Below are 21768 nucleotides of genomic sequence, written 5' to 3' on the forward strand. Positions count from 1 at the left end.
AGGAGGTGCCAATATGAAACTTCATGAATTAAAACCTGCAGAAGGTTCTCGTAAAGAACGCAAGCGTTTAGGTCGTGGTATCGGTTCTGGTACTGGTAAGACTGCTGGTAAAGGTCATAAAGGTCAAAATGCACGTTCTGGTGGGGGTGTAAGACCAGGATTCGAAGGTGGTCAAACTCCTTTATTCCGTCGTTTACCAAAACGTGGTTTTACAAACATCAACCGTAAAGAATATGCAATTGTAAACCTTGACGCTCTAAACCGCTTCGAAGATGGAACGGAAGTAACTCCAGAACTTCTTATCGAAACTGGTGTTGTGAGCAACGAAAGAGCAGGAATTAAGATTCTTGCAAAAGGCAAAGTAGAGAAAAAGCTTACTGTTAAAGCACATAAATTCTCCTCTGCTGCAAAGGAAGCTATTGAAGCTGCCGGCGGTCAAACAGAGGTGATCTAATGTTTCAGACAATCTCCAATTTTATGCGTGTGGGTGAAATAAGACGTAAAATCATATTCACCCTATTAATGTTGATTATATTCCGTATCGGTACTTTCATACCGGTACCTTATGTTAATGCAGATTATTTACAAGCACAGGATGCTTTTAGTGCCTTCGGAATATTAAACACATTCGGTGGTGGGGCACTGAAAAACTTTTCAATACTCGCTATGGGGATTATGCCATATATTACTGCATCTATCATTGTCAGCTTGCTGCAGATGGATGTTGTTCCTAAGTTCACTGAATGGTCTAAACAAGGTGATGCTGGTCGACGTAAATTGACTCAATTTACGAGATACTTCACTATCGTCTTAGGCTTCATTCAGGGGTTTGGAATGTCATATGGGTTTAACAACCTAGCTGGTGGTGCTCTGATTACTAATCCTGGGATTGGTTCCTACTTAGTAATCTCTGTTGTGTTAACAGCTGGAACTGCCTTCTTAATGTGGTTAGGTGAACTAATTACATCAAAAGGTGTAGGTAATGGTATTTCCATTATCATCTTTGCTGGGATTGCTGCTGGTATTCCATCAATAGCAAACCAAATATACGCACAACAGTTTGAAAATCCTGGTGATCAGTTATTCTTGCGCATCGCTACAGTGCTTCTAATCGTAGTTGCAGTGATAGCACTTGTTGTAGGAGTAATCTTCATCCAGCAAGCACTTAGAAAGATTCCAATCCAATATGCGAAAAGAATGACGAATGGAAACAGCTCTGTTGGAGGACAATCTACACATCTTCCACTTAAAGTGAATTCCGCTGGGGTTATCCCAGTTATCTTTGCGGTTTCATTCCTGGTAACACCAAGAACGATCGCATCATTCTTTGAACAAAATGCTGTTACAACATGGATACAAAAAGTATTCGACTATACGCATCCTATTGGAATGGTTATCTATACAGTATTAATTCTTGCTTTCACTTATTTCTATGCTTTCATTCAAGTTAACCCAGAACAAGTTTCTGAGAACTTGAAGAAGCAAGGTGGATACATTCCAGGTATTAGACCAGGAAAGAGTACGCAAGAATACTTGACTCGTGTTCTTTACCGTTTAACATTAGTTGGAGCATTATTCTTAGCTGTTATAGCTATTCTTCCAGTTTTCTTTATCAATATTGCGGGCTTGCCGCAATCTGCTCAAATTGGGGGAACTAGTTTACTCATCGTTGTCGGTGTTGCACTGGAAACAATGAAACAGCTTGAATCACAGCTAGTTAAACGTCACTATAAAGGATTTATTAAATAAATTAATTTAGGGGACTGCTTGTCCCTTGAATTATATGTGCAAGACTTTATTTAGGGGGGAATACGCATGAATTTAGTCTTAATGGGGCTCCCTGGCGCAGGCAAAGGTACACAAGCCGAGAAGATTGTCGAGAAATATGGCATCCCTCATATCTCAACTGGTGATATGTTTCGTGCTGCAATGAAAGATGAGACAGAGCTTGGACTAAAAGCAAAATCATTTATGGATAAAGGTGAATTAGTACCAGATGAAGTTACAATTGGTATTGTTCGCGAAAGACTTAGTAAGGATGACTGTGAAAAGGGTTTTCTTCTAGACGGATTCCCTCGTACTGTTCCACAAGCTGAAGCTTTAGAATCCATTTTGTCTGATTTAGTAAAAAAACTTGATTATGTGATCAATGTTCAAGTTGATCAAGAAATATTAATGGAAAGACTAACAGGACGCCGTATCTGTAAAAGCTGTGGGGCCACTTATCATTTAGTGTTCAACCCGCCGGCTAATTCAGAAACATGTGATCGCTGTGGCGGAGAGTTATATCAACGTGCAGATGATAACGAAGCTACTGTTAAAAACCGTTTGGATGTTAACATCAAACAATCTCAACCATTACTTGATTTTTATGAGTCAAAAGGCTATCTGAAAAACATCAATGGCCAACAAGATATTTCGAAAGTATTTTCAGATTTGGATGAATTACTAAGTACTTTAAAGTAATCCTTAATTCATAAAACACTTTTGCTTAGACTAATCTGTTCTAGCATGGACTAAAATCAGAGAATCAAATAGAAGAATTGGGATGAAATGGCTAAGGAGTTTATTCCTAAACATGATGCATTTCCTTTTTTCAAAAGGTATAATAATTCCTATGGTTATATCTGTAACAAGTAAAGCATAAATATGAACTTTGTCATGTTTATGTGAGTTAGAAGAATAATCAATTTAAGATAATTGGTGCAGAGTATTTTGGATTTCATGGTAGCTCCGCTTGAATTGCTTTTTTATCTAGTAGTGAAGAAGGTAACTATTATTCTTTCTATTATGGACATAAGGTATTGGACCAGGTGTGCGCTATCGGTAATTCCTCTTTAATATCGGAATGCGAAGATCTTAACGGCATTTCATCAAGCAATTGTGTATGTGATGCAAAGAATACGGTTAGACTCTTGAAGAAGCTTTGACTTTATTTTTTTGCGGAAATTACGATAAGCGATGAAACGGCTGCAGTTAGCACTGGCTATTTGTTTCTATCGTACTGTTTGCGAGAAATATTTCATATTATATAGCTTTATAACAGTTCATATAAACGAATATTAGCTGTGTTGGTGGTCACATTGGTCGATTCTGATGGAAGTTTATAATTTTTATTATTAATTTGTTATTAATAGCGACGTGGGTGTAACATTATGTTATAATCTATTAGTTGCAGTTATATGACAAATTAGTATATTATAGAGCAGTTCAGAGTAGTTGATGTACACCGATCGTGTTACAGAAGAGATGAACTACACTTTGCTATAGTTAGTTTTAAGTATTTCGCATTTTAAAATGAAGGGAGAATTTATTCGATGGCTAAAGACGATGTAATCGAAATTGAAGGCACAATCACTGAAACTTTGCCGAACGCCATGTTTAAGGTAGAATTAGAAAATGGTCATACTGTATTGGCTCACGTTTCTGGTAAAATCCGCATGCATTTTATTCGTATTTTACCTGGTGATAAAGTAACGGTTGAGTTATCTCCATATGACTTGACTCGCGGAAGAATTACTTACCGCTTTAAATAATCTGATTGCACTCCGTACTATCAAGGAGGTTAGGATAATGAAAGTTAGACCATCTGTTAAACCTATCTGCGAAAAATGCAAAGTTATCCGCAGACGTGGGAAAGTTATGGTTATCTGTGAAAACCCTAAACATAAACAAAAACAAGGTTAATTATAAGGAGGTGCGCATATAGATGGCACGTATTGCTGGTGTGGATATTCCACGTGAAAAACGCGTAGTAATATCTTTAACATACATTTTTGGTATCGGAAAAATTACTGCACAAAAAGTATTAGCAGAAGCTGGTGTTTCTGAAGATACTCGTGTTCGTGACTTAACGGAAGATGAACTTAACAAAATCCGTGATATCATTGACAAATTAAAAGTTGAAGGTGACCTTCGTCGTGAAGTTTCACTTAACATTAAACGTCTAATGGAGATCGGTTGCTACCGTGGTCTTCGTCACCGCCGTGGTCTTCCAGTTCGCGGACAAAACACGAAAAACAACGCTCGTACACGCAAAGGTCCTCGTAAGACTGTAGCTAACAAGAAAAAATAATCCGTAAAGGAGGTACTTTAAATGGCACGTAAAACGAATACTCGTAAACGTCGTGTGAAAAAGAATATCGAATCTGGTATTGCACACATTCGTTCAACATTCAATAACACAATCGTAACAATCACTGATGTACATGGTAATGCTCTTTCTTGGTCAAGTGCAGGAGCTCTAGGATTTAGAGGTTCTCGTAAATCTACTCCTTTCGCTGCTCAAATGGCTGCTGAAACTGCTGCTAAAACATCAATGGAACATGGCATGAAAACTCTTGAAGTAACTGTAAAAGGACCAGGTGCTGGTCGTGAAGCTGCAATCCGTGCTCTTCAAGCTGCAGGCCTTGAAGTTACTGCTATCAGAGACGTAACTCCAGTTCCTCATAATGGCTGCCGACCACCTAAACGTCGCCGCGTTTAATTTTTCTGTATAAAATCATTTATCCTTGTCTATACTGGGATTTGATTAAAACTTTTTAAAAGCCCGTACAGAATTATTAACCCAGTTGTTGTGCACAAAGCGGGAACGTAAACATGGGGAATTTCGGTTATTAATCTAGCCGGGGTTTCGACGTTTTGAAGGAGGGTATATTTTGATGATCGAAATAGAAAAACCAAAAATCGAAACGGTTGAGATCAACGATGATGCCAAATACGGCAAATTCGTCGTAGAGCCACTTGAGCGTGGATATGGTACTACTTTGGGTAACTCCTTACGTCGTATTCTATTATCCTCACTTCCTGGTGCCGCTATCACATCCATTCAAATTGATGGGGTACTTCATGAGTTCTCAACAATTGAAGGCGTCGTGGAAGATGTAACATCTATCATATTGAACATCAAAAAACTGGCACTTAAAATCTACTCTGATGATGAAAAAACTTTAGAGATTGATATGCAAGGTGAAGGAGTTGTCACTGCAGCGGACATCACTCATGATAGTGATGTAGAGATCTTAAATCCAGATCTTCATATCGCTACATTGGGCAGCAACGGAAATCTTCGCATGCGTTTAACTGCAAAGCGTGGTCGTGGTTACACACCTGCTGAGCAAAACAAACGTGAGGATCAGCCTATTGGAGTAATTCCAATTGATTCTATCTTTACTCCAGTTTCTAGAGTGAATTATCAAGTTGAGAATACTCGTGTTGGTCAATTGACTAATTATGATAAACTAACATTTGACGTTTGGACTGACGGTAGTACAGGTCCTCAAGATGCTATTGCACTTGGTGCAAAGATTTTGACAGAGCATTTAAACATCTTCGTTGGTTTAACTGATGAAGCACAAAATGCTGAGATAATGGTAGAAAAAGAAGAAGATCAAAAAGAAAAAGTTCTTGAGATGACGATTGAAGAACTTGATTTATCTGTTCGTTCTTATAACTGCTTAAAACGTGCTGGAATTAACACAGTGCAAGAATTGGCTAATAAGACAGAAGAAGATATGATGAAAGTTCGAAATCTTGGTAGAAAATCTCTGGAAGAAGTTAAGCATAAACTGGAAGAACTAGGTTTAGGCCTAAGAAAAGACGACTGATAAACAGCCGTTTTTGATTGCCCAGCTGCTTGAATAACAACAAAAGGAGGGAATCACACATGGGTTACAGAAAGTTAGGACGCACTAGCGCACAGCGTAAAGCTATGTTACGTGACTTAACAACAGACTTAATCATCAACGAGCGCATTGAAACAACTGAAGCTCGTGCAAAAGAACTTCGTTCTGTTGTAGAAAAAATGATTACACTTGGTAAACGTGGAGATCTTCATGCACGTCGTCAAGCTGCTGCTTACGTACGTAATGAAGTTGCTAACGTTGAAGAAAACCAAGATGCTGTTCAAAAATTGTTCAGCGACATCGCTGCTCGTTACACTGAACGTCAAGGTGGATACACACGTATCATGAAAATGGGACCTCGTCGCGGAGACGGTGCACCAATGGTAATTATCGAGTTAGTATAATAGAGATTTAAGGAACATAGGGTGCCGGACAGTTTATATTGCTATGAAACTTGTTCAAGTACCCTTTTTCTTTAGTAGTCTCATTCTATATGCTATCAAGCCAAAACAGAGTGTTACGATGAGCATTAGGAAAGAATAAAGAACAAATGTCTCGTCTAGCTCTAGCACCTCTGCAATTCAAGTCGAATTGGAGGTGCGGGCTTTTTTCGTTTTTAAAAGAAGCATTCAGGGTGCGAGAATAGGAATATCATAAGATTCATTTACAACATATGAATTTCCTGTATTCAGGGACATAGGTATTTACTTCAAATTTATATCTTATGTAGAACCAATTCAAAGCTCGCCCGTAAGGCGAGTTTTCTTTTTGGCAAAAGAAAAATGAGTGGGGTATTATATGGACCATAAAGTTTTGGTATCAGTTGACTCCTTATCCTTTATGTATGAAGATCAGCAGACAAAAGCACTGGATAACGTTTCCTTCCAAATAAAGGAGGGAGAATGGGTAGCTATCGTCGGTCATAATGGTTCAGGAAAATCAACACTTGCTAAGCTATTAAACGGGTTGTATTTCACCAAAGAAGGATCTATCCGTATTGGAGACATAGTCATATCAGAAGAAACAGTTTGGGATGCGAGAAAAAGAGTAGGTATGGTTTTTCAAAACCCTGATAATCAGTTTGTAGGGACAACAGTTAAAGATGATGTGGCTTTTGGGTTAGAAAACAATGCTATTCCTAGGGAGGAAATGCATAAACGGGTGGAAGCTGCTTTAGAAAAAGTAAATATGCTATCTTTTCTTGATCAAGAGCCGCACCATCTATCAGGTGGACAAAAACAACGGGTAGCAATTGCCGGTGTTATTGCTTTGAAACCAAGCATTATTGTTCTTGATGAAGCGACGTCTATGCTTGATCCTCAGGGGAGACAGGAAGTGCTTGAATTAATAAAAGAGCTGAAGCAGGAAAATATGACTGTAATCTCTATCACCCATGACCTTGATGAAGCAGCAAGAGCAGACCGGATTATCATCATGAATAAAGGGAAGGTTTATCAGGAGGGTAAGCCCTCTGAAATATTCCAGCTAGAGAAGGAATTAATTGAAATAGGACTTGATATCCCATTTGCCATAAGACTCAGAAGCGGTCTTGAAGCGCAGGGGATACAGGTAGACAAAATAACATTGACAGAAGAAGAGTTGGTGACTGAGCTATGGACATCTCACTTCAAAAAGTAGCCTATCGTTATCAAGAGAATACTCCGTTTGAAAGATTGGCAATTGAGAATGTGGACATAAATATAACCTCAGGTTCTTATATGGCTATCATTGGTCATACAGGCTCTGGAAAATCCACAATTCTTCAGCATTTAAATGCCTTGTTAACACCTACTAGTGGAAGTGTTGCAATAGGTGACAGGTTAATAGAATCTGGCCGTAAGAACAAGAACCTTGCTCCAATTCGTCAAAAGGTAGGAATTGTTTTTCAGTTTCCAGAAAGCCAGTTATTCGAGGAAACAGTAGAAAAAGATATCTGCTTTGGACCAATGAACTTTGGAGTAAAAGAGGAAGAGGCAAAAATCAGAGCTAAACGGGCTTTAAAGGAAGTAGGTCTTTCTGAAGACTATTTGAACAAATCTCCATTCGATCTGTCAGGCGGGCAAATGAGACGTGTGGCAATTGCCGGTGTTCTGGCTATGGAGCCTGAGGTGCTTGTTTTAGATGAGCCAACTGCAGGTCTAGACCCTAGAGGGCGAAAAGAAATCATGGAAATGTTCTATAGACTGCATAAGGAACGAAACCTGACGACTATACTGGTTACACATAGTATGGAGGATGCAGCATTGTATGCAGACAAAATCGTCATTATGAATAAAGGGAAAGTTTATAGAGAAGGAACTGCTGAGGAAATATTTTCGGAAAGCGAAGATTTAGTGGGAATTGGATTGAATGTTCCTGATATAGTTAGATTTCAAAGGAAATTAGAAGCACAGCTTGGCTTTAAACTTGATAAAGTGCATTTAAATATGGAGACATTTATTATGGAACTAGCGGATTACTTAAAGAATAATGAGGATCATCAATGATGGGGAAAATGATAATAGGTCGTTTTGTTCCGATTGACTCACTACTGCACAGAATGGATCCTCGTTCAAAGCTTATAATTGTATTTTTATTTATATGTATTGTTTTCCTGGCCAACAATGCAGCCACTTATTTTATACTTGCTGCTTATGTAGGCTTGATGATTATGTTGTCAAAGGTTCCTTTTAAATATATTTATCTAGGATTAAAGCCAATACTTTGGCTTATATTATTCACGTTCTGTCTTCATTTGTTTTTTACTAAAGACGGCAGCCTATTATTTGAATACGGTTGGATAAAAATTTATTCAGAAGGACTAAGGATGGGGATACTCATCTCACTACGCTTCTTTCTGCTTATAATCATGACTTCCTTGCTCACATTAACGACAACACCAATTGAACTGACAGATGCATTGGAGACATTGCTGGGACCTCTGAAGAAAATCCGTTTTCCAGTCCATGAACTTGCCTTAATGATGTCCATCTCTTTACGCTTCATCCCAACACTCATGGATGAAACGGAGAAGATAATGAAAGCGCAGATGGCAAGAGGGGTGGAATTTTCAAGTGGACCAATTCAAAGCAGAATAAAAGCAATTGTACCTTTGTTAATTCCGCTTTTTGTCAATGCCTTCAAGAGAGCCGAGGAGCTGGCTACTGCTATGGAAGCGAGAGGCTACCAAGGTGGAGAGGGCAGAACGAAATATCGTCAGCTAGTTTGGAAGCAATCGGATAGTATCATGATAGTATTATTAGTACTTGTAGCAGTTTTGCTGCTTGTATTTAAATCATAATGGAGAAAAGTGATGCAAAGATATAAAGGGATAGTCAGCTACGATGGCACCGAATATTGTGGTTTTCAGCTTCAGCCAAGAGACCGTACTGTTCAAGGAGAAATAGAAAAAGCTTTAAAAAAGCTCCATAAAGGCAGTGAGATAAAGATTCAAGCGTCAGGCCGTACAGATGCAGGCGTCCATGCAAAAGGACAGGTCATCCATTTTGATTCAGATCTGGATATACCTGCTGGAAAGTGGGAGCTTGCAGTAAATGCACTGCTGCCCCATGATATTGTATTTTCCACCATTGAACCAGTAAATATGGACTTCCATGCAAGATACAATGTAACGGGCAAGGAATACCGTTATTTTATCCATCTCTCTGAAAGAAGGGATCCGTTCAAGCGTAACCATGCCTATTATTATCCATATAAATTGGATATCGAGGCAATTCGTGAAGCTACTGGATATTTTATTGGAGAACATGACTTCACCAGCTTTTGCTCCATGAAGACGGACAAGGAAGATAAGGTAAGGACTATTACGTCAATGGAACTAGTGGAAGAGGATGATATGCTTATTTTTAGTTTTAAAGGTAATGGTTTCCTTTATAATATGGTGCGTATTATTATCGGAACACTGTTGGACGTAGGCAGAGGCAAACGAAAGCCAGAATCCATTAATGCAATTCTAGCGAAAAAAGACCGTAAAGCGGCAGGAAAGACTGCTTCTGCAAACGGATTGTATTTATGGAAGGTCTACTATTAAGTAGAAAATATCAAGATGAAAAGAAATTTTCATAACAACTAAACCTGGTGTAACATTTTCTTGACATATGGCACTCTAGCATATATCATAATATGGTATGTATTATAAACCCACATTAAGCCCCGGAAACTTAATTGTGTGAACATATAGACGTAAATCATTAAAACAACAAAAAAATTAAAAACTTAAACATTCAGGAGGGAAACTCATGCGTACAACGTTCATGGCTAATTCAAACACTGTTGACCGTAAATGGTACGTGATTGATGCTGAAGGCAAAACTTTAGGTCGTCTTGCTAGTGAAGTAGCATCAATCCTACGTGGAAAACATAAACCAACTTTCACACCACATGTGGACACTGGTGATCATGTTATTCTTTTAAATGCTTCAAAAATCGAATTGACTGGTAAAAAATTGACTGATAAAATTTACTACCGTCACACAATGCATCCAGGTGGACTAAAGCAAAGAACTGCTTTAGAAATGCGTACAAACTACGCTGAGAAAATGCTTGAGCTTGCTATCAAAGGCATGCTTCCAAAGAATTCTCTTGGTCGTCAAATGTTCAAAAAATTACATGTATACGCTGGTAGCGAGCATCCGCACCAAGCACAACAACCAGAAGTTTACGAACTTCGCGGATAATTAATAAGGGAGGTAAAAAAAATGGCACAGGTTCAATATATCGGTACTGGTCGTCGTAAAAGTTCCGTTGCACGTGTACGTTTAGTACCAGGCGACGGTCAAATCATCATCAATGGTCGTGAAATTGAAAACTACATTCCTTTTGCAGCTTTACGTGAAGTTGTAAAACAACCATTAGTAGCTACTGAAACTACTGGAAGCTACAATATCCTAGTAAACGTTAGCGGTGGAGGATACACTGGTCAAGCTGGAGCTATCCGTCATGGTATCGCTCGTGCTTTACTTCAAGTAGATCCTGAGTACCGTCCAACACTTAAACGTGCTGGATTGTTAACTCGTGACGCTCGTATGAAAGAACGTAAAAAATACGGTCTTAAAGGCGCTCGTCGTGCACCTCAGTTCTCAAAACGTTAATTTTACGTTTCAAAAGACTCTCAAGCTTATTGCTTGAGAGTCTTTTTTTTCTTCAATCTTATATGTTAATAAGCAGCCCCATATGTAGGACATACGGGGTTTCTAAAACTTACTTGTTTTCCTGGGCAAGCTTGCTTACTTCTTCCGCTGTAAGTAAACCATTATAAATTTTCAATTCATCCATGGAACCTTTAAATGGTGCGTCCCACCAGTTTACACCAAGACTGAAGCTTGCATTTGCTGTCGTGAATATATTTGGGAAACCTGTGCCTTTATACTTTTCTATTCCGTTAACGTACACGAAAATAGCATCTTTATCTACTGTAAAAGCCAGGTGAGTCCATTCACCCGTTTTTATTTGGCTGCCGATTGATGCATCATACCATGTCGAGCTGCCTGACCATACTTCTGTGCTGCCGTTTCCTGTGCCATATGGAAGCAGACTTATCCAGTTGTTACTGTCTCTTGCACCGAAGAAAGTAGTAGTGTATTGCGTCAGTTGTTCTGGTTTAATCCAGAGGGAAACACTGTAGCTGTCGCTTGATATTAATCCGTTTGGCAATCGTATGCCTGAAGCACCATTAAATTTTGCTGCTTTCCCGCCGTTTACACCATCTGCGTAGGAAATAGTCCCACCTGTATTATCAATTCTATTTCCTGTTATAATACCGCTGTCGAATTGTGCATTGCTGTCATTTAAATTTCCTTCAAAGGAGTATTGTGCAGCCAAACCATTTTCCTTATATGGCAAAACAGTAATGACAAAGTTTTTAGTTGTTGTGAACTTGCCTTTTGTAATGGTAGCGGTCAACGTAGCATCTTTACTTGCAGCGCCAGCCTCTGGACGTGTTATGGCACCCGTTGCTGAGATGACATCTGAATCAGAGGTTTTCCATGTGATAGTTGTATGACGGGTCCCCTCTGTCGGTAAGGATATATTAGAAACTACGTTTGCTGTATCGCCAAGATTTAGGTCAGTTTTAACATCCTGTACGATTTCCTTGTCTGTCATATCTTCCATTTTGCTGCCCCAGATTGTAACTCCTTCGTTTGACATGGCTGTAAATGCCATCACATAGCTTTTGGATACTTCATCCCATTGGCGGACAAACACACCGTTGTAGGTACTGTCGTCGATTTTTATTTCCGCTTCATTATGACTTGTCTTTTTCCAAGTACCAGTCACATCTCCTGTTATTTTTCCGTTTTTAGTAAGCTCGATATATACAGATTCAGTGATATCGCCTGAATAGGTTTTTCCATGATTAACGAACTGATATTGGCCAATTAAAGCTTGCCTATTTACTTTTTCGAGCTTTTCCCCACTATAGCGGTATGGTGCCGCAATAGGCCAGCCTTCACTGTTCATAAACATTTGATGAACACGCACTTCATGCATTTCACCTGTTTGAGGGAAGCGAGAATGGAACACTAAGAAATGCTGACCTGTTTCAGAATCAATGAAAGCAGAGTTATGTCCAGGTGATACGTAGCCGACTCCGATACCAGTGCCAGGATCTCCAATTCTTCGTTCAAACAGGAAATTTCCCATAACCTTATTTCCATAGGGTGAATTGTCTACATTTCCAGATAGAACCGCAGATTGGCCGCTTGCATCTACATATGGACCATCTGGTGTTTTTGAACGAAACAGCCTCATATTATAACCGCCATCAGCACCTAACCAGCCATATGTCACATATAGATAATAATATTTCGTATTTTTATCATAGACTATATATGGACCCTCTCCAGATTTGTAAAAGCCGCCAGCAATTTTTGTGCCGAAGTAGCGGTCAATCATTCTGCCGTCCTTTGTTTTGCCATCTTTCTCAGGATAGATTGGTTTTCCGGTTTTCTTATCTATCTCTAGCAGGTAGATACCGCCAGACCAAGAGCCATATGTCATCCAAAGTTTGCCGTCAGCAGCTGTGAACACATTAGCATCAATAGCATTAGGATAAAGATTATTGTTATAGGAGCCGTCTGAATTGAACCAGTTGTCATTTTCACTTTTCAAGTTTCCGGAATTAATCAAGCCTTGGATGTTTGTGTTGACCCACTTTTTGTCGACATTGCTATTAGCGTCTTTTGCACTTTCTTTTGTAAAGCCAGAATAGACAATTGTATCAACATATTCATAGGGACCTTCAATGTTTTGTGAAACAGCATAGCCGATTGCAGATCGTATATAAGTGGATGATGCACTATAATAAATCATGTAGGCACCTTTGCTGCCATCTTTATTGACATAGTTTTTATTCCAAAAAACATCAGGAGCCCATACCGCGAAACCGCCCTTGCTGTCAGAATCATCTTCTCCAGCCCATTTAAAAGAGCCTGCTAAGTTTTTTGATAAGTCACCATATAACTTGTTATTTGGAGTTGTATAACCATTTGTGAAGGTTTCCCATTTGATCAAATCATCTGATTTCGCTGCTTCAATATGTGAGCCGAAAACATAGTAAGTATCTCCATCCTTTACTATGGATGGATCATGGACAGATACGTCTTGATAATCAGGAATTGCAGGTTTTGCGCTGGCGAGGTTTGTTTGATTTGTTTTTTCTGCAAATGCAGCGCTTGGAATAGTTAGTACTAAAGCTAAAGTGGCGGTCAGTAAAAGCCGCAAATTACTTTTTTTCATGAACATAACTCCTTCTTTTTGAAATGGAAGCCATAGTGCTTGTAATGGACAGCTCCAATTCTTTGAGGCGTTGTACTATGTATGGGGAGCGGCTCCAAAATGGATTTTACCGTATTAACCTCCTTTCGTCTTTAATTTAAAAACGCTTTCATAATCTATCATACGTTAACAATATTAGTGGAACAGAATCAATTGACCTATTTTTTTACAAAAACTGCATATTTCTATTAAAAACTGGAACTAATCCGCGGATAATTCGTAATAAAACTATAAGTAGGAGGTGCTAGAGTAATGTACTCTAAAATAGAGGAACCGAAGAAAAGAATATCCGAAAAAGCAATGAAAGTTTGGCGCATATCAGAGACCATAATAAATGTTGGGATACTTGTAGTGCTTGGTGTTTTATATTACTTAGATGATTATTTTGAGTGGACGTACTGGATTGGCTGGATTATTCTTGGCCTTATAGGTTTAACAGTATTATCAGCAATCTGGGAAATTATTATTGAACCGTCGTTAAAACAGAAATATTGGCGTTATGATGTGGATGAAGAATTCATCCAGTTAAAATCAGGAATATGGAAAAAACAGCATCAACTCATCCCGATGACAAAGGTGCAGTCGGTTGAACTTGTGCAAGGACCGCTTTTAAGAAAATATCAGCTGTATTCTATTTCTGTTGGTACGATGGGAAGCAGTCATCAAATTCCGGCTATCCCAGAAGAAGAAGCACTAGAACTAAGGAACCAAATAGCTCATTATGCAAAGATTAAGGAAGTGGAATAATGGAAGGAAGAACAGCAAGGCTGCATCCGGTAAAAATGCTGCTGGATTTCGTTTCATTGATTAAAACCAATTTTATAATCATTTTCTTTCTTTACGTTATTCATTTTGGTACAGACAGCAAACTTTGGCTAGCTTCACAGTATTTATTTGCCGTGTTCATTCTTTTGGCAATTGTTTATAACTTCTTCAATTGGTGTTTCTACCGGTATACAGTAAAAGACGAGGCTATTCATATTTCATCTGGTGTCATAAAGAAATCAGAACGGGTAATCTCTTTAAGTAAAATCCAAAATATTCAAAAGCGTACTACTGTTATCCATAAACTATTCAATATTTCTTCCATTACGATGGAGACCGGAGAGTCAGGCGATAATGGATCAATTGCATTAGCAGCTGTTTCTAAACAAGAAGCAGATTGGCTGGAGACAATTGCATCAATTGTTTATGATGAAGAAATTTCAGAAGCCTCCGAGGAGGAAAAGGATCCTGATTCTATAGTGGAGACACAGAATGAAAGAGAGATTCATTTTATTGCATCTAAAAAAGATGTATTGAAGGCATCCTTCACATCATTAAGCTTTTTTGCACTTATACCTGTTGTGTTTACGATATATTCTAATATGGAAGACCTGTTGCCAGTCACAAGCATTATGGGGGATTGGCTGAAAGCCATCATGAGATACTGGTGGCTGATTGCTATTACGTTGGTTATCTTTACATTCATTGCAATTGCATTTGGTGTAATCACTACTTATTGGAGGTATGGTAAATACCAGATTTTATCTGACAGTAAAAGGATTTATATTAGAAAGGGTTTGGTGGACGAGGTTGCTTTTTCCATCTTAAAAGAGAAGGTTCAGGCTATTGAGGTAATCCAATCACCACTGAAAAGAATCTTGCGACTTGCTGAGGTTAAACTGGTCAGTGCAGGTGAAACAGGAGAAGAGGATTTGAAAACAAATTCTTTATACCCATTTTTACCGGTAAATAGGGCATATGAAATTGTTCATGAACTATTACCTGAATATAAAATCCTCCCAAACATGACAAGCTTACCGAAAACTGCGCTTGTGGCAAAAATGTTAAGACCAAGTATTTTGTGGCTTGCAGCATTAGTAGGACTTATTATCTTTAAACAAAACTTATGGTATGTCTCCTTTGCAGTATTGCTGATCGTTTATATATTGCGCTTACTGGACTTTTTAAACAGCAGTTATATTGTAAAGGATGAATATATGCAGATGAGAACAGGAAGCCTCGAAACTTCCTTATTCCTTACGAAGAGAAGTAAAGTAATTGAGGTTGAAGTGGCTCAGTCCAGATGGCAAAGGCGGTTTGGTTTAGCAAAAATGGGGATTGTTAACCGCTCTAAGCCAATCGTTCATACTTCTATAAAGGATGTCCCTTATGATGCGGCTGTTGACTTTTATTATTGGTATAAGAAGAGGGGAAAAGACATTCGTATTGAGAAACAATAATTAAATCTTTTTATATCGTTCCCCATTAATCAAAGTGTATACAAGTACATATTTCCTTCAATGTTCTTGGTTTTTTCGTTCATACTAATAAGGCAAAAGATTTAATGAAAGGACAAATCTCATGCTGACTAAACAACAACTTAATGATTTTCAATCGCTGTTAGAGGAACATAAACAAGACATAGAAGAGAGATATGACATAAATGACCACCTGAATTTAATTAGAAGCCACGCGCATGATTCTGTAGGTGAGCTTTCGAGCTATGATAATCATCCAGGTGATGAAGGAACAGAATTATATGAGAGAGAAAAAGATATTGCTCTAAATGAACATTATAGATTTGAGTATGAAGGTGTGGTTCATGCATTAAAGGCAATCCAGAATGGAACATACGGAAAATGTGTGGAATGCGGCAAGGAGATTCCTCTTGGACGTCTGGAGGCTCTTCCCACGGCTTTATACTGTATAGAACATACTCCAGATAAGGTTGTCTCTCATGAGCGCCCAGTTGAAGAGGGTGTGCTCATGCCGCCGTTTGGAAAGTTTGATATGGATGAACAAGATGAAAATGTAGCTTATGATGCAGAGGATTCCTGGCAGGATGTTGAGAGCTTTGGGACCTCAGAAACTCCATCTGATTTTATCGATCCTGTTGATCACTATAATGATCTTTCTATTGATTCTTACGAAAACGTTGGGTATGTCGAGGAGTATGAGAACTTTGTTGGAGTAGATATAGAGGGGAAAAACATCACTGTATATCCGAATCCACAGCATAAAAGATATGAGCACAGTTTAGATGAAGAGGGCATTATGACGAGCTTTGGGGATTTACCTGCATATGAACATGAACCTTATGTGGAAGATGCAGATGATAAGGAACGGTTTTGAAGGAAGGTCAGGCAACATAACTAGACTTAAGATCTAGTGCGCTGCCTGACCTTTTTTGTTTAAAACAATAGTTCGTAAATGTCGTTTAAATGGTGGACTCTTTCGGAATCCTGTTCATTTTCTGCGTGCTGAATTTCTTCTGCCAGCACTTGATTGAGGAAGTTAATCTCTTCCTCTGTTAAATCTCGAACAAAAGCTTCTTCTGATTTGTAACCATTCTTCATTTTCCCGTAAATGCTTTTTCCTGTATCTGAACGGTCTGTGTATAGTGATAGAACTTCTCTTACATATGCTATAGATTGAATCATCCTGCACCTCATACTTTGGATTTTTTTCAGTTTTATTATGGTTTATTTTTACTAGTTTTATTAATAGCAACATACATTTTCCATTTATAGAAACATCCATATTAATTGGATATGGAAATCACATCTCTCCTTGAATTTCCCTTTGGATTTAGTCGAAACTATTTTTAAGAGGTGAAAGCAGTGACAGTTATTATGGACTTCGATTTGAAAAAAAGAGAAAAACAAATTAAATACGAAAGGTCTGTGCTTAAGGAGCTTTCTATAAAGGATTTAAAGGCGAAGGTTGCTCATTACTTTGGATCTTCTCAGTTGACGAAAAGTGTCATCATAAACGAAGGTATGGAGGAAGCTTGCTTTGATGTGGCGATAGAAGCCTTTTTATTAGGTGCAAACTTTAGCAAATTCAATGAATGGGGAGAGGATATCCCCACGATTAAAAATAGATGTTTGGAAGAAGATAAACATTTAAAGGATACTTTATTTCATTTTCTTTTATACTGGGGTAGTGAAGAAAGCAGCAAAAACGAATCCTTGTACTATCTATGTGAACAATTCGTTGATGCATGGTGGTTAGAAGGATTTCATAAAGCAAATAAAAGAAGAAAGCTCAGGCTACATTAAAATCAGGCGGTCGCGCACCGCTTGATTTTTTTTCGGGCTTGTTCTAAACCCCCCTCTCGTCCCATATATTTAGGATAAGGACAGGCAGGAGGGATTGACTAGGACAGTGAATAAGAAATTAAAAATCAGTATATTTACAGCGGGGCTTATCCTTCTATTTTTCATTTTGCAATTTGATTTCTCGGATGATGATTCATGGGATGCTTGGAATCTGCCTTTGACTGGGAAAATAATTGTCATTGATCCTGGTCATGGAGGGCCAGATGGCGGAGCAGGTGATGAGGAAGTGTTAGAGAAAGATATTGCTCTGAATGTATCCCTTAAGATTCGTGATTATCTTCAAGAACAAGGTGCATTGGTCATCATGACGAGAGAAGAAGATAAGGATTTAGCAGGAGATGATGTAAAAGGATATCGTAACCGGAAGGTAGCTGACCTTAAGGAAAGATTGAATATTATTAACTCATCTGATGCTGATTTGTTTTTAAGCATCCATTTAAATGCAATTCCTTCCTCAAAGTGGAGCGGTGCACAAACTTTCTTTTCTCCACAGCTAGAGGATAACGAGGTTGCGGCAAAATTTATTCAAGCTGAACTAATAGACAACCTGGAAAACACAACAAGAAAAGCAAAGCCGCTAAGTAGTGTCTATATATTGAAGTATGCAGAGAAACCGGGTGCTCTTGTTGAGATAGGTTTTCTTTCTAATCCTGCAGAAAAGCAGAAATTAATGAATGTAGATTATCAAAATAAAATAGCTGCATCTGTTTATAAAGGTGTCAATCGATACTTTTCAAATGAGGATGCAATTAAAGGGGAATAGCATTGGCTAATTCTCCTTGTTCTTTTTTAGGTAATATCGTAATATTCCCGGGAAATATATATCAGAATTTTAAAAATGCAAAGGTTATCATTCTCTATGTTATACTAATATTAAAGGGGAGGGGATTGTCATTTTAAACGCAGAAGCTATTGAACGCATGATAGAACAGATAACAGATCCTTTTTTACATAAGTCATTATTAGAATTAAATTCGATTAAAGATTTAAGGTGGGATGAAGAAAAATCTCATGTCAGCATTAAGCTGGCGGTTGCAGAGATTGGGTCTCCCGCACAAATTGAATTGCAGCAGCAGATAGTCGGTATGTTAAAGCAAAATGGAGTACAAAGTGTTGGAATGCGGTTTGCGCAGCTTCCGAGTCAGCTTGTTCAAGAAATACAAGCGGAACAGACCGATACCAATAGCCAGAAGCTTCCCACATATATAGCTGTAGCTAGTGGTAAAGGCGGAGTCGGTAAATCGACTGTTTCTGTTAACTTGGCAGTTTCTATGGCGAGACTTGGCAAGAAGGTAGGTCTTCTTGATGCAGATATATACGGCTTTAGTGTTCCTGATATGATGGGAATAACCAAAAGACCTGAAGTGGTAAATGACAGAATTATTCCTGTAGACCGATTTGGAGTTCAGGTAATTTCTATGGGATTCTTTGTTGAGGATAATGCTCCTATTATCTGGAGAGGACCGATGCTAGGGAAAATGCTGACAAGCTTCCTGCAGGAGGTAGAGTGGGGAGAATTAGATTACCTGATTTTAGATTTGCCTCCTGGAACTGGTGATATTGCTTTAGATGTACATACTATGCTGCCTTCCAGTAAAGAAGTAATTGTTACTACTCCGCATCCAACAGCCGCATTTGTAGCTGCCAGAGCTGGAGCAATGGCAATAAAAACGGAACATGAGATACTTGGTGTTATTGAAAATATGTCTTATTTTGAGAGTAAATTGACTGGTGAAAAGGAATATGTCTTCGGTAAAGGCGGAGGGAAGAAGCTAGCAGAGGATCTCCAAACATCTGTTTTAGGTCAACTGCCGCTTGGCCAGCCTGATTGGGACAAGGATGATTTTGCTCCTTCTGTTTACTCACAGCAAGATAGAATTGGCAGTATTTATATGGATATAGCCAAAAAGGTTATTGAAAAAGCAGATAATGTATAAAAAAGCAGGGGGATTCCCCTGCTTTAGCTTTTGGACTAGAGTTGAATTGTCTGTACTTCAATTCCAGAGGCTGCCTCTTTAGCGGCTTTATCAAGCATCTCTTGAAATTTCTTCTTGAATTCTGGTGTATCCATGGATTCCTGCATGACCTCAAGTAAATGTTCCCGGTATTCTGTGCTTTTTAACACATTTTTCAAGTCGGATTCTATTGCAGGATCCTGCAATAATTCCACCATCATTTTTCTGTAATCCGGGTCCTTCATCAAGTCTTTCAGTAGCTTTTGGTTCTCTGCTTTCATGCTTTTTGCCATTGTTTCTGCAAAATCCGGATCTTTAAATTTCTCTGTCCAAAATTTTGATGCTTTATCAGAAACCAAAGTCTTTTCAATGGTTTTCGTAACCGCATCCTCATTCATTACGAGATTTTCCTTAATTTCTTCATCCCCAATAACATCACGAATCGCTTTTTTTCCGTCATCGGTTTTTAGAATATCTACTACCATTTTTTTGGTCTGATCATAATCCATCTGTTGTGCCGTTTCTCCAGCTGAACAGCCGCTCAAAATGGAAAGCGATAAAAGCAGAACGATGCTGTATTTTTTGAACATTGCAGCTGCTCCTTTCAAAAGGAATTATCCCTGTTCATTAGCATGCTTTTATTTTTAGAAAATATTCGTCGAAATTGTTTGAAGCGTTAGTTTTGAAGCGATAAGAGGGGGGTAGAAGAAAAAAGACCCTTATTCGTAACGAAAGGGCCTTTACTGTAGGATGATTAATTTACTTCTTTGGAGCTGGAGTCAGCATTTGACAGCATTTCTGTAACGGTGACAAACTTAAGGTTTTTTCCTTTCAGATTGTCAATTACTTCAGGCAATGCGTTAGCTGTTTGTTTGGCAGAATCGGACGCATGGAGTAGAACAATATCTCCCTTTTTGGCTGGTGAGACATTTTTAATAATTTGGTCTGTTCCCGGATTTGTCCAATCTTTTGAATCAATACTCCAATGTACAAGAGTATATTTGTACCGATTTGTAATAGTTAACGCATTTTGATCAAAATGCCCTGTTGGGGCTCTGAATAAGGAAATATTCTCGACCTTCAGTTTTTCAAAGGCTGTTTTTGCTTTGGAAACATCTTGGTTTATCTTTTCTTCCTTTACTTCTGAATAATCCACATAATCATAGCCAAGTATACCAATTTCATGGCCTTCCTTCGAAATTCTTGCAATTAAATCAGGATGTCGCTCTGCCCAAGATCCTGCTAAGAAAAAGGTTGCGGTCACCTTTTCCTTTTTTAATATATCCAATATCGGTTCAGCCTTTTCATCACCCCATCCGATGTTGAATGTTAATGCAATCCCTTTTTCTCCTTTGTAAACTGCTTTGGGTCCATCCTTGGATGAGAACACTGGTACTTGTACGATATTTTCCATATACAAAAACCAAGCGGTAAAAAAAGATACAACAAGAATTAATGTCAATTGCTTTACTCTTTTTCCATTCAGTACATAAAATTTGTTCATACTAATCTCACCTCGTCCAATTTACTGCTTGGTTCATCCTATGCAGAGACAGAAATGAAAATAACAAAAAAGTTTATTCATAAAAAAATATAAGATGGCAATAATACTGAGACAAAGTCACTTCTTAGTAGAGTTTCTAAGCCGTCTTGGTTAGGAGGTTTACAAAATGCGTCCATTTTTATATACGTACATCAAGGAGGAGCCATATGGTAGGACTATTATTGAGTCAAAGGGAAGTTAAAGAAATAGAATATATGATCAAAAGGGAATTAGAAGAGATACTAATGGATTTAGGAGACGAAAGAATAGATATACTTGTAAAAAAATCAATGGTGGAAAGGTATAAGGAACTGTTTTCCTTATTCAAAAGAATTGCTTCCCCGAAAGACTGCTTGAACTATATTCTTAAGGACGATAAATACTTGGATGAAAAAATTTGAAAAATAGTAAAAATGTTATTGACGAAGATGTGATAACTTGCTATATTAATAAACGTCACTTCGACATAAACATCAAAAATAAATAGTTAAAAAAACATTTGACATTAAATTTTGATTATGTTAAATTGATAAAGTCGCTTGAGAGAGTGACATAAATTGCTCTTTGAAAACTGAACAAACAAACGTCAACAATAATCGTTTTTATAACTTCGTTATAGAAACAAAAACAAGTAACATAACAAAAGCTAGAGTTTAGCAATGAGCTAATCTTACTCTTTATCGGAGAGTTTGATCCTGGCTCAGGACGAACGCTGGCGGCGTGCCTAATACATGCAAGTCGAGCGGACTTAAAAAGCTTGCTTT

At 38.2% G+C, this 21768-nt stretch carries 26 protein-coding genes and 1 rRNA gene; 23 read left to right on the plus strand and 4 right to left on the minus strand.

The genetic code is table 11. From position 1 onward, the window contains the following. Positions 1-13 precede the first annotated feature (13 nt). The 15 genes from rplO (at position 14) to rpsI (ending at position 10714) form a co-directional block, all read left to right on the plus strand. Positions 14-454 carry a 50S ribosomal protein L15 gene (rplO, locus tag EM808_RS26240; protein ID WP_127742435.1) on the plus strand — a complete coding sequence of 147 codons (441 nt, stop codon included), beginning with the start codon at positions 14-16 and terminating at the stop codon, positions 452-454. Then, entirely contained in the window at positions 454-1749 is a 1296-nt protein-coding gene (secY, locus tag EM808_RS26245; RefSeq protein ID WP_127742443.1) for a preprotein translocase subunit SecY, read from the plus strand. The genes rplO and secY overlap by 1 nt, the downstream gene beginning before the upstream one ends. Positions 1750-1815: 66 nt before the next feature. Beyond that, positions 1816-2466, plus strand: coding sequence for an adenylate kinase (locus tag EM808_RS26250; RefSeq protein ID WP_127742445.1), 651 nt, complete (start codon positions 1816-1818; stop codon positions 2464-2466). Between the two features lie 851 nt (positions 2467-3317). Continuing rightward, positions 3318-3536 (plus strand): translation initiation factor IF-1, encoded by a 219-nt coding sequence (gene infA / locus EM808_RS26255; protein WP_016204578.1) that lies wholly within the window; start codon positions 3318-3320, stop codon positions 3534-3536. 37 nt (positions 3537-3573) lie between these two features. Next, a complete protein-coding gene (gene rpmJ / locus EM808_RS26260) occupies positions 3574-3687 on the plus strand; it encodes a 50S ribosomal protein L36 (protein ID WP_000868344.1) in 114 nt (37 codons plus the stop codon). Positions 3688-3709: 22 nt separating this feature from the next. Further along, positions 3710-4075, plus strand: coding sequence for a 30S ribosomal protein S13 (gene rpsM, locus EM808_RS26265; protein WP_127742447.1), 366 nt, complete (start codon positions 3710-3712; stop codon positions 4073-4075). Between the two features lie 21 nt (positions 4076-4096). Next, the gene (gene rpsK, locus EM808_RS26270) at positions 4097-4486 is read left to right on the plus strand and encodes a 30S ribosomal protein S11 (RefSeq protein ID WP_009791303.1); all 390 of its coding nucleotides are present in this window, start codon (positions 4097-4099) and stop codon (positions 4484-4486) included. A gap of 175 nt (positions 4487-4661) precedes the next feature. After that, entirely contained in the window at positions 4662-5606 is a 945-nt protein-coding gene (locus tag EM808_RS26275) for a DNA-directed RNA polymerase subunit alpha (protein WP_127742484.1), read from the plus strand. Positions 5607-5665: 59 nt separating this feature from the next. Then, entirely contained in the window at positions 5666-6028 is a 363-nt protein-coding gene (rplQ, locus tag EM808_RS26280) for a 50S ribosomal protein L17 (protein ID WP_127742449.1), read from the plus strand. Positions 6029-6422: 394 nt separating this feature from the next. Further along, positions 6423-7262: an energy-coupling factor ABC transporter ATP-binding protein gene (locus EM808_RS26285; protein WP_127742451.1), complete on the plus strand. Its 840-nt coding sequence runs from the start codon at positions 6423-6425 to the stop codon at positions 7260-7262. Beyond that, on the plus strand, positions 7238-8110 hold the full coding sequence (locus EM808_RS26290; protein ID WP_127742453.1) for an energy-coupling factor ABC transporter ATP-binding protein: 873 nt from the start codon (positions 7238-7240) through the stop codon (positions 8108-8110). Before EM808_RS26285 ends, EM808_RS26290 begins: the two co-directional genes overlap by 25 nt. Next, positions 8107-8904 (plus strand): energy-coupling factor transporter transmembrane component T family protein, encoded by a 798-nt coding sequence (locus tag EM808_RS26295; protein ID WP_127742455.1) that lies wholly within the window; start codon positions 8107-8109, stop codon positions 8902-8904. The genes EM808_RS26290 and EM808_RS26295 overlap by 4 nt, the downstream gene beginning before the upstream one ends. Before the next feature lie 12 nt (positions 8905-8916). Next, positions 8917-9654 (plus strand): tRNA pseudouridine(38-40) synthase TruA, encoded by a 738-nt coding sequence (truA, locus tag EM808_RS26300; RefSeq protein ID WP_127742457.1) that lies wholly within the window; start codon positions 8917-8919, stop codon positions 9652-9654. 208 nt (positions 9655-9862) lie between these two features. Next, entirely contained in the window at positions 9863-10300 is a 438-nt protein-coding gene (gene rplM, locus EM808_RS26305) for a 50S ribosomal protein L13 (protein WP_127742459.1), read from the plus strand. Between the two features lie 21 nt (positions 10301-10321). After that, a complete protein-coding gene (gene rpsI, locus EM808_RS26310; RefSeq protein ID WP_127742461.1) occupies positions 10322-10714 on the plus strand; it encodes a 30S ribosomal protein S9 in 393 nt (130 codons plus the stop codon). Between the two features lie 109 nt (positions 10715-10823). Here rpsI and EM808_RS26315 read toward each other — a convergent pair whose 3' ends face one another. Further along, a complete protein-coding gene (locus EM808_RS26315; protein WP_127742463.1) occupies positions 10824-13361 on the minus strand; it encodes a LamG-like jellyroll fold domain-containing protein in 2538 nt (845 codons plus the stop codon). A 291-nt stretch (positions 13362-13652) separates the two neighbouring features. Here EM808_RS26315 and EM808_RS26320 point away from each other — a divergent pair, with 291 nt between their 5' ends. The 3 genes from EM808_RS26320 (at position 13653) to EM808_RS26330 (ending at position 16517) form a co-directional block, all read left to right on the plus strand. Beyond that, positions 13653-14147 (plus strand): PH domain-containing protein, encoded by a 495-nt coding sequence (locus EM808_RS26320; RefSeq protein WP_127742465.1) that lies wholly within the window; start codon positions 13653-13655, stop codon positions 14145-14147. Next, positions 14147-15625 (plus strand): PH domain-containing protein, encoded by a 1479-nt coding sequence (locus EM808_RS26325; protein ID WP_127742467.1) that lies wholly within the window; start codon positions 14147-14149, stop codon positions 15623-15625. The genes EM808_RS26320 and EM808_RS26325 overlap by 1 nt, the downstream gene beginning before the upstream one ends. Before the next feature lie 121 nt (positions 15626-15746). Further along, entirely contained in the window at positions 15747-16517 is a 771-nt protein-coding gene (locus EM808_RS26330) for a TraR/DksA C4-type zinc finger protein (RefSeq protein ID WP_127742469.1), read from the plus strand. A gap of 59 nt (positions 16518-16576) precedes the next feature. Here the strand turns inward: EM808_RS26330 and EM808_RS26335 are convergent, their stop codons facing one another. Next, the gene (locus tag EM808_RS26335) at positions 16577-16825 is read right to left on the minus strand and encodes a sigma-G-dependent sporulation-specific acid-soluble spore protein CsgA (RefSeq protein ID WP_127742471.1); all 249 of its coding nucleotides are present in this window, start codon (positions 16823-16825) and stop codon (positions 16577-16579) included. Between the two features lie 180 nt (positions 16826-17005). Here EM808_RS26335 and EM808_RS26340 point away from each other — a divergent pair, with 180 nt between their 5' ends. From EM808_RS26340 to EM808_RS26350, 3 genes are all read left to right on the plus strand, one after another. Beyond that, entirely contained in the window at positions 17006-17446 is a 441-nt protein-coding gene (locus tag EM808_RS26340) for a DUF2521 family protein (protein ID WP_127742473.1), read from the plus strand. A gap of 106 nt (positions 17447-17552) precedes the next feature. Next, on the plus strand, positions 17553-18269 hold the full coding sequence (cwlD, locus tag EM808_RS26345) for an N-acetylmuramoyl-L-alanine amidase CwlD (protein WP_127742475.1): 717 nt from the start codon (positions 17553-17555) through the stop codon (positions 18267-18269). Between the two features lie 130 nt (positions 18270-18399). After that, positions 18400-19443 carry an Mrp/NBP35 family ATP-binding protein gene (locus EM808_RS26350; RefSeq protein WP_182104445.1) on the plus strand — a complete coding sequence of 348 codons (1044 nt, stop codon included), beginning with the start codon at positions 18400-18402 and terminating at the stop codon, positions 19441-19443. A 35-nt stretch (positions 19444-19478) separates the two neighbouring features. Here the strand turns inward: EM808_RS26350 and gerD are convergent, their stop codons facing one another. Next, the gene (gene gerD / locus EM808_RS26355; RefSeq protein ID WP_127742478.1) at positions 19479-20051 is read right to left on the minus strand and encodes a spore germination lipoprotein GerD; all 573 of its coding nucleotides are present in this window, start codon (positions 20049-20051) and stop codon (positions 19479-19481) included. Between the two features lie 164 nt (positions 20052-20215). After that, entirely contained in the window at positions 20216-20965 is a 750-nt protein-coding gene (gene pdaB, locus EM808_RS26360) for a polysaccharide deacetylase family sporulation protein PdaB (RefSeq protein WP_127742480.1), read from the minus strand. Between the two features lie 206 nt (positions 20966-21171). On the opposite strand from pdaB, the gene EM808_RS26365 reads away from it, so the two are divergent. Beyond that, a complete protein-coding gene (locus EM808_RS26365; RefSeq protein WP_127742482.1) occupies positions 21172-21405 on the plus strand; it encodes a hypothetical protein in 234 nt (77 codons plus the stop codon). A gap of 276 nt (positions 21406-21681) precedes the next feature. Next, a 16S ribosomal RNA gene (locus tag EM808_RS26370) occupies positions 21682-21768 on the plus strand; the annotation flags it as partial.

The sequence above is a fragment of the Niallia taxi genome, from assembly GCF_004005475.1.
Classification (GTDB): domain Bacteria; phylum Bacillota; class Bacilli; order Bacillales; family Cytobacillaceae; genus Niallia; species Niallia taxi.

Bases quoted from the DNA above. Each gene is read 5' to 3' on its own strand.
- EM808_RS26315 (WP_127742463.1), bottom strand. From the start codon at position 13,361: ATGAAAAAAAGTAATTTGCGGCTTTTACTGACCGCCACTTTAGCTTTA.
- EM808_RS26275 (WP_127742484.1), top strand. From the start codon at position 4,662: ATGATCGAAATAGAAAAACCAAAAATCGAAACGGTTGAGATCAACGAT.
- infA (WP_016204578.1), top strand. From the start codon at position 3,318: ATGGCTAAAGACGATGTAATCGAAATTGAAGGCACAATCACTGAAACT.
- rpsI (WP_127742461.1), top strand. From the start codon at position 10,322: ATGGCACAGGTTCAATATATCGGTACTGGTCGTCGTAAAAGTTCCGTT.
- EM808_RS26365 (WP_127742482.1), top strand. From the start codon at position 21,172: ATGGTAGGACTATTATTGAGTCAAAGGGAAGTTAAAGAAATAGAATAT.
- rpsM (WP_127742447.1), top strand. From the start codon at position 3,710: ATGGCACGTATTGCTGGTGTGGATATTCCACGTGAAAAACGCGTAGTA.
- rplQ (WP_127742449.1), top strand. From the start codon at position 5,666: ATGGGTTACAGAAAGTTAGGACGCACTAGCGCACAGCGTAAAGCTATG.
- EM808_RS26250 (WP_127742445.1), top strand. From the start codon at position 1,816: ATGAATTTAGTCTTAATGGGGCTCCCTGGCGCAGGCAAAGGTACACAA.
- rpmJ (WP_000868344.1), top strand. From the start codon at position 3,574: ATGAAAGTTAGACCATCTGTTAAACCTATCTGCGAAAAATGCAAAGTT.
- gerD (WP_127742478.1), bottom strand. From the start codon at position 20,051: ATGTTCAAAAAATACAGCATCGTTCTGCTTTTATCGCTTTCCATTTTG.
- EM808_RS26285 (WP_127742451.1), top strand. From the start codon at position 6,423: ATGGACCATAAAGTTTTGGTATCAGTTGACTCCTTATCCTTTATGTAT.
- EM808_RS26295 (WP_127742455.1), top strand. From the start codon at position 8,107: ATGATGGGGAAAATGATAATAGGTCGTTTTGTTCCGATTGACTCACTA.
- rpsK (WP_009791303.1), top strand. From the start codon at position 4,097: ATGGCACGTAAAACGAATACTCGTAAACGTCGTGTGAAAAAGAATATC.
- EM808_RS26325 (WP_127742467.1), top strand. From the start codon at position 14,147: ATGGAAGGAAGAACAGCAAGGCTGCATCCGGTAAAAATGCTGCTGGAT.
- pdaB (WP_127742480.1), bottom strand. From the start codon at position 20,965: ATGAACAAATTTTATGTACTGAATGGAAAAAGAGTAAAGCAATTGACA.
- EM808_RS26330 (WP_127742469.1), top strand. From the start codon at position 15,747: ATGCTGACTAAACAACAACTTAATGATTTTCAATCGCTGTTAGAGGAA.
- truA (WP_127742457.1), top strand. From the start codon at position 8,917: ATGCAAAGATATAAAGGGATAGTCAGCTACGATGGCACCGAATATTGT.
- rplO (WP_127742435.1), top strand. From the start codon at position 14: ATGAAACTTCATGAATTAAAACCTGCAGAAGGTTCTCGTAAAGAACGC.
- EM808_RS26320 (WP_127742465.1), top strand. From the start codon at position 13,653: ATGTACTCTAAAATAGAGGAACCGAAGAAAAGAATATCCGAAAAAGCA.
- secY (WP_127742443.1), top strand. From the start codon at position 454: ATGTTTCAGACAATCTCCAATTTTATGCGTGTGGGTGAAATAAGACGT.
- rplM (WP_127742459.1), top strand. From the start codon at position 9,863: ATGCGTACAACGTTCATGGCTAATTCAAACACTGTTGACCGTAAATGG.
- EM808_RS26290 (WP_127742453.1), top strand. From the start codon at position 7,238: ATGGACATCTCACTTCAAAAAGTAGCCTATCGTTATCAAGAGAATACT.
- EM808_RS26335 (WP_127742471.1), bottom strand. From the start codon at position 16,825: ATGATTCAATCTATAGCATATGTAAGAGAAGTTCTATCACTATACACA.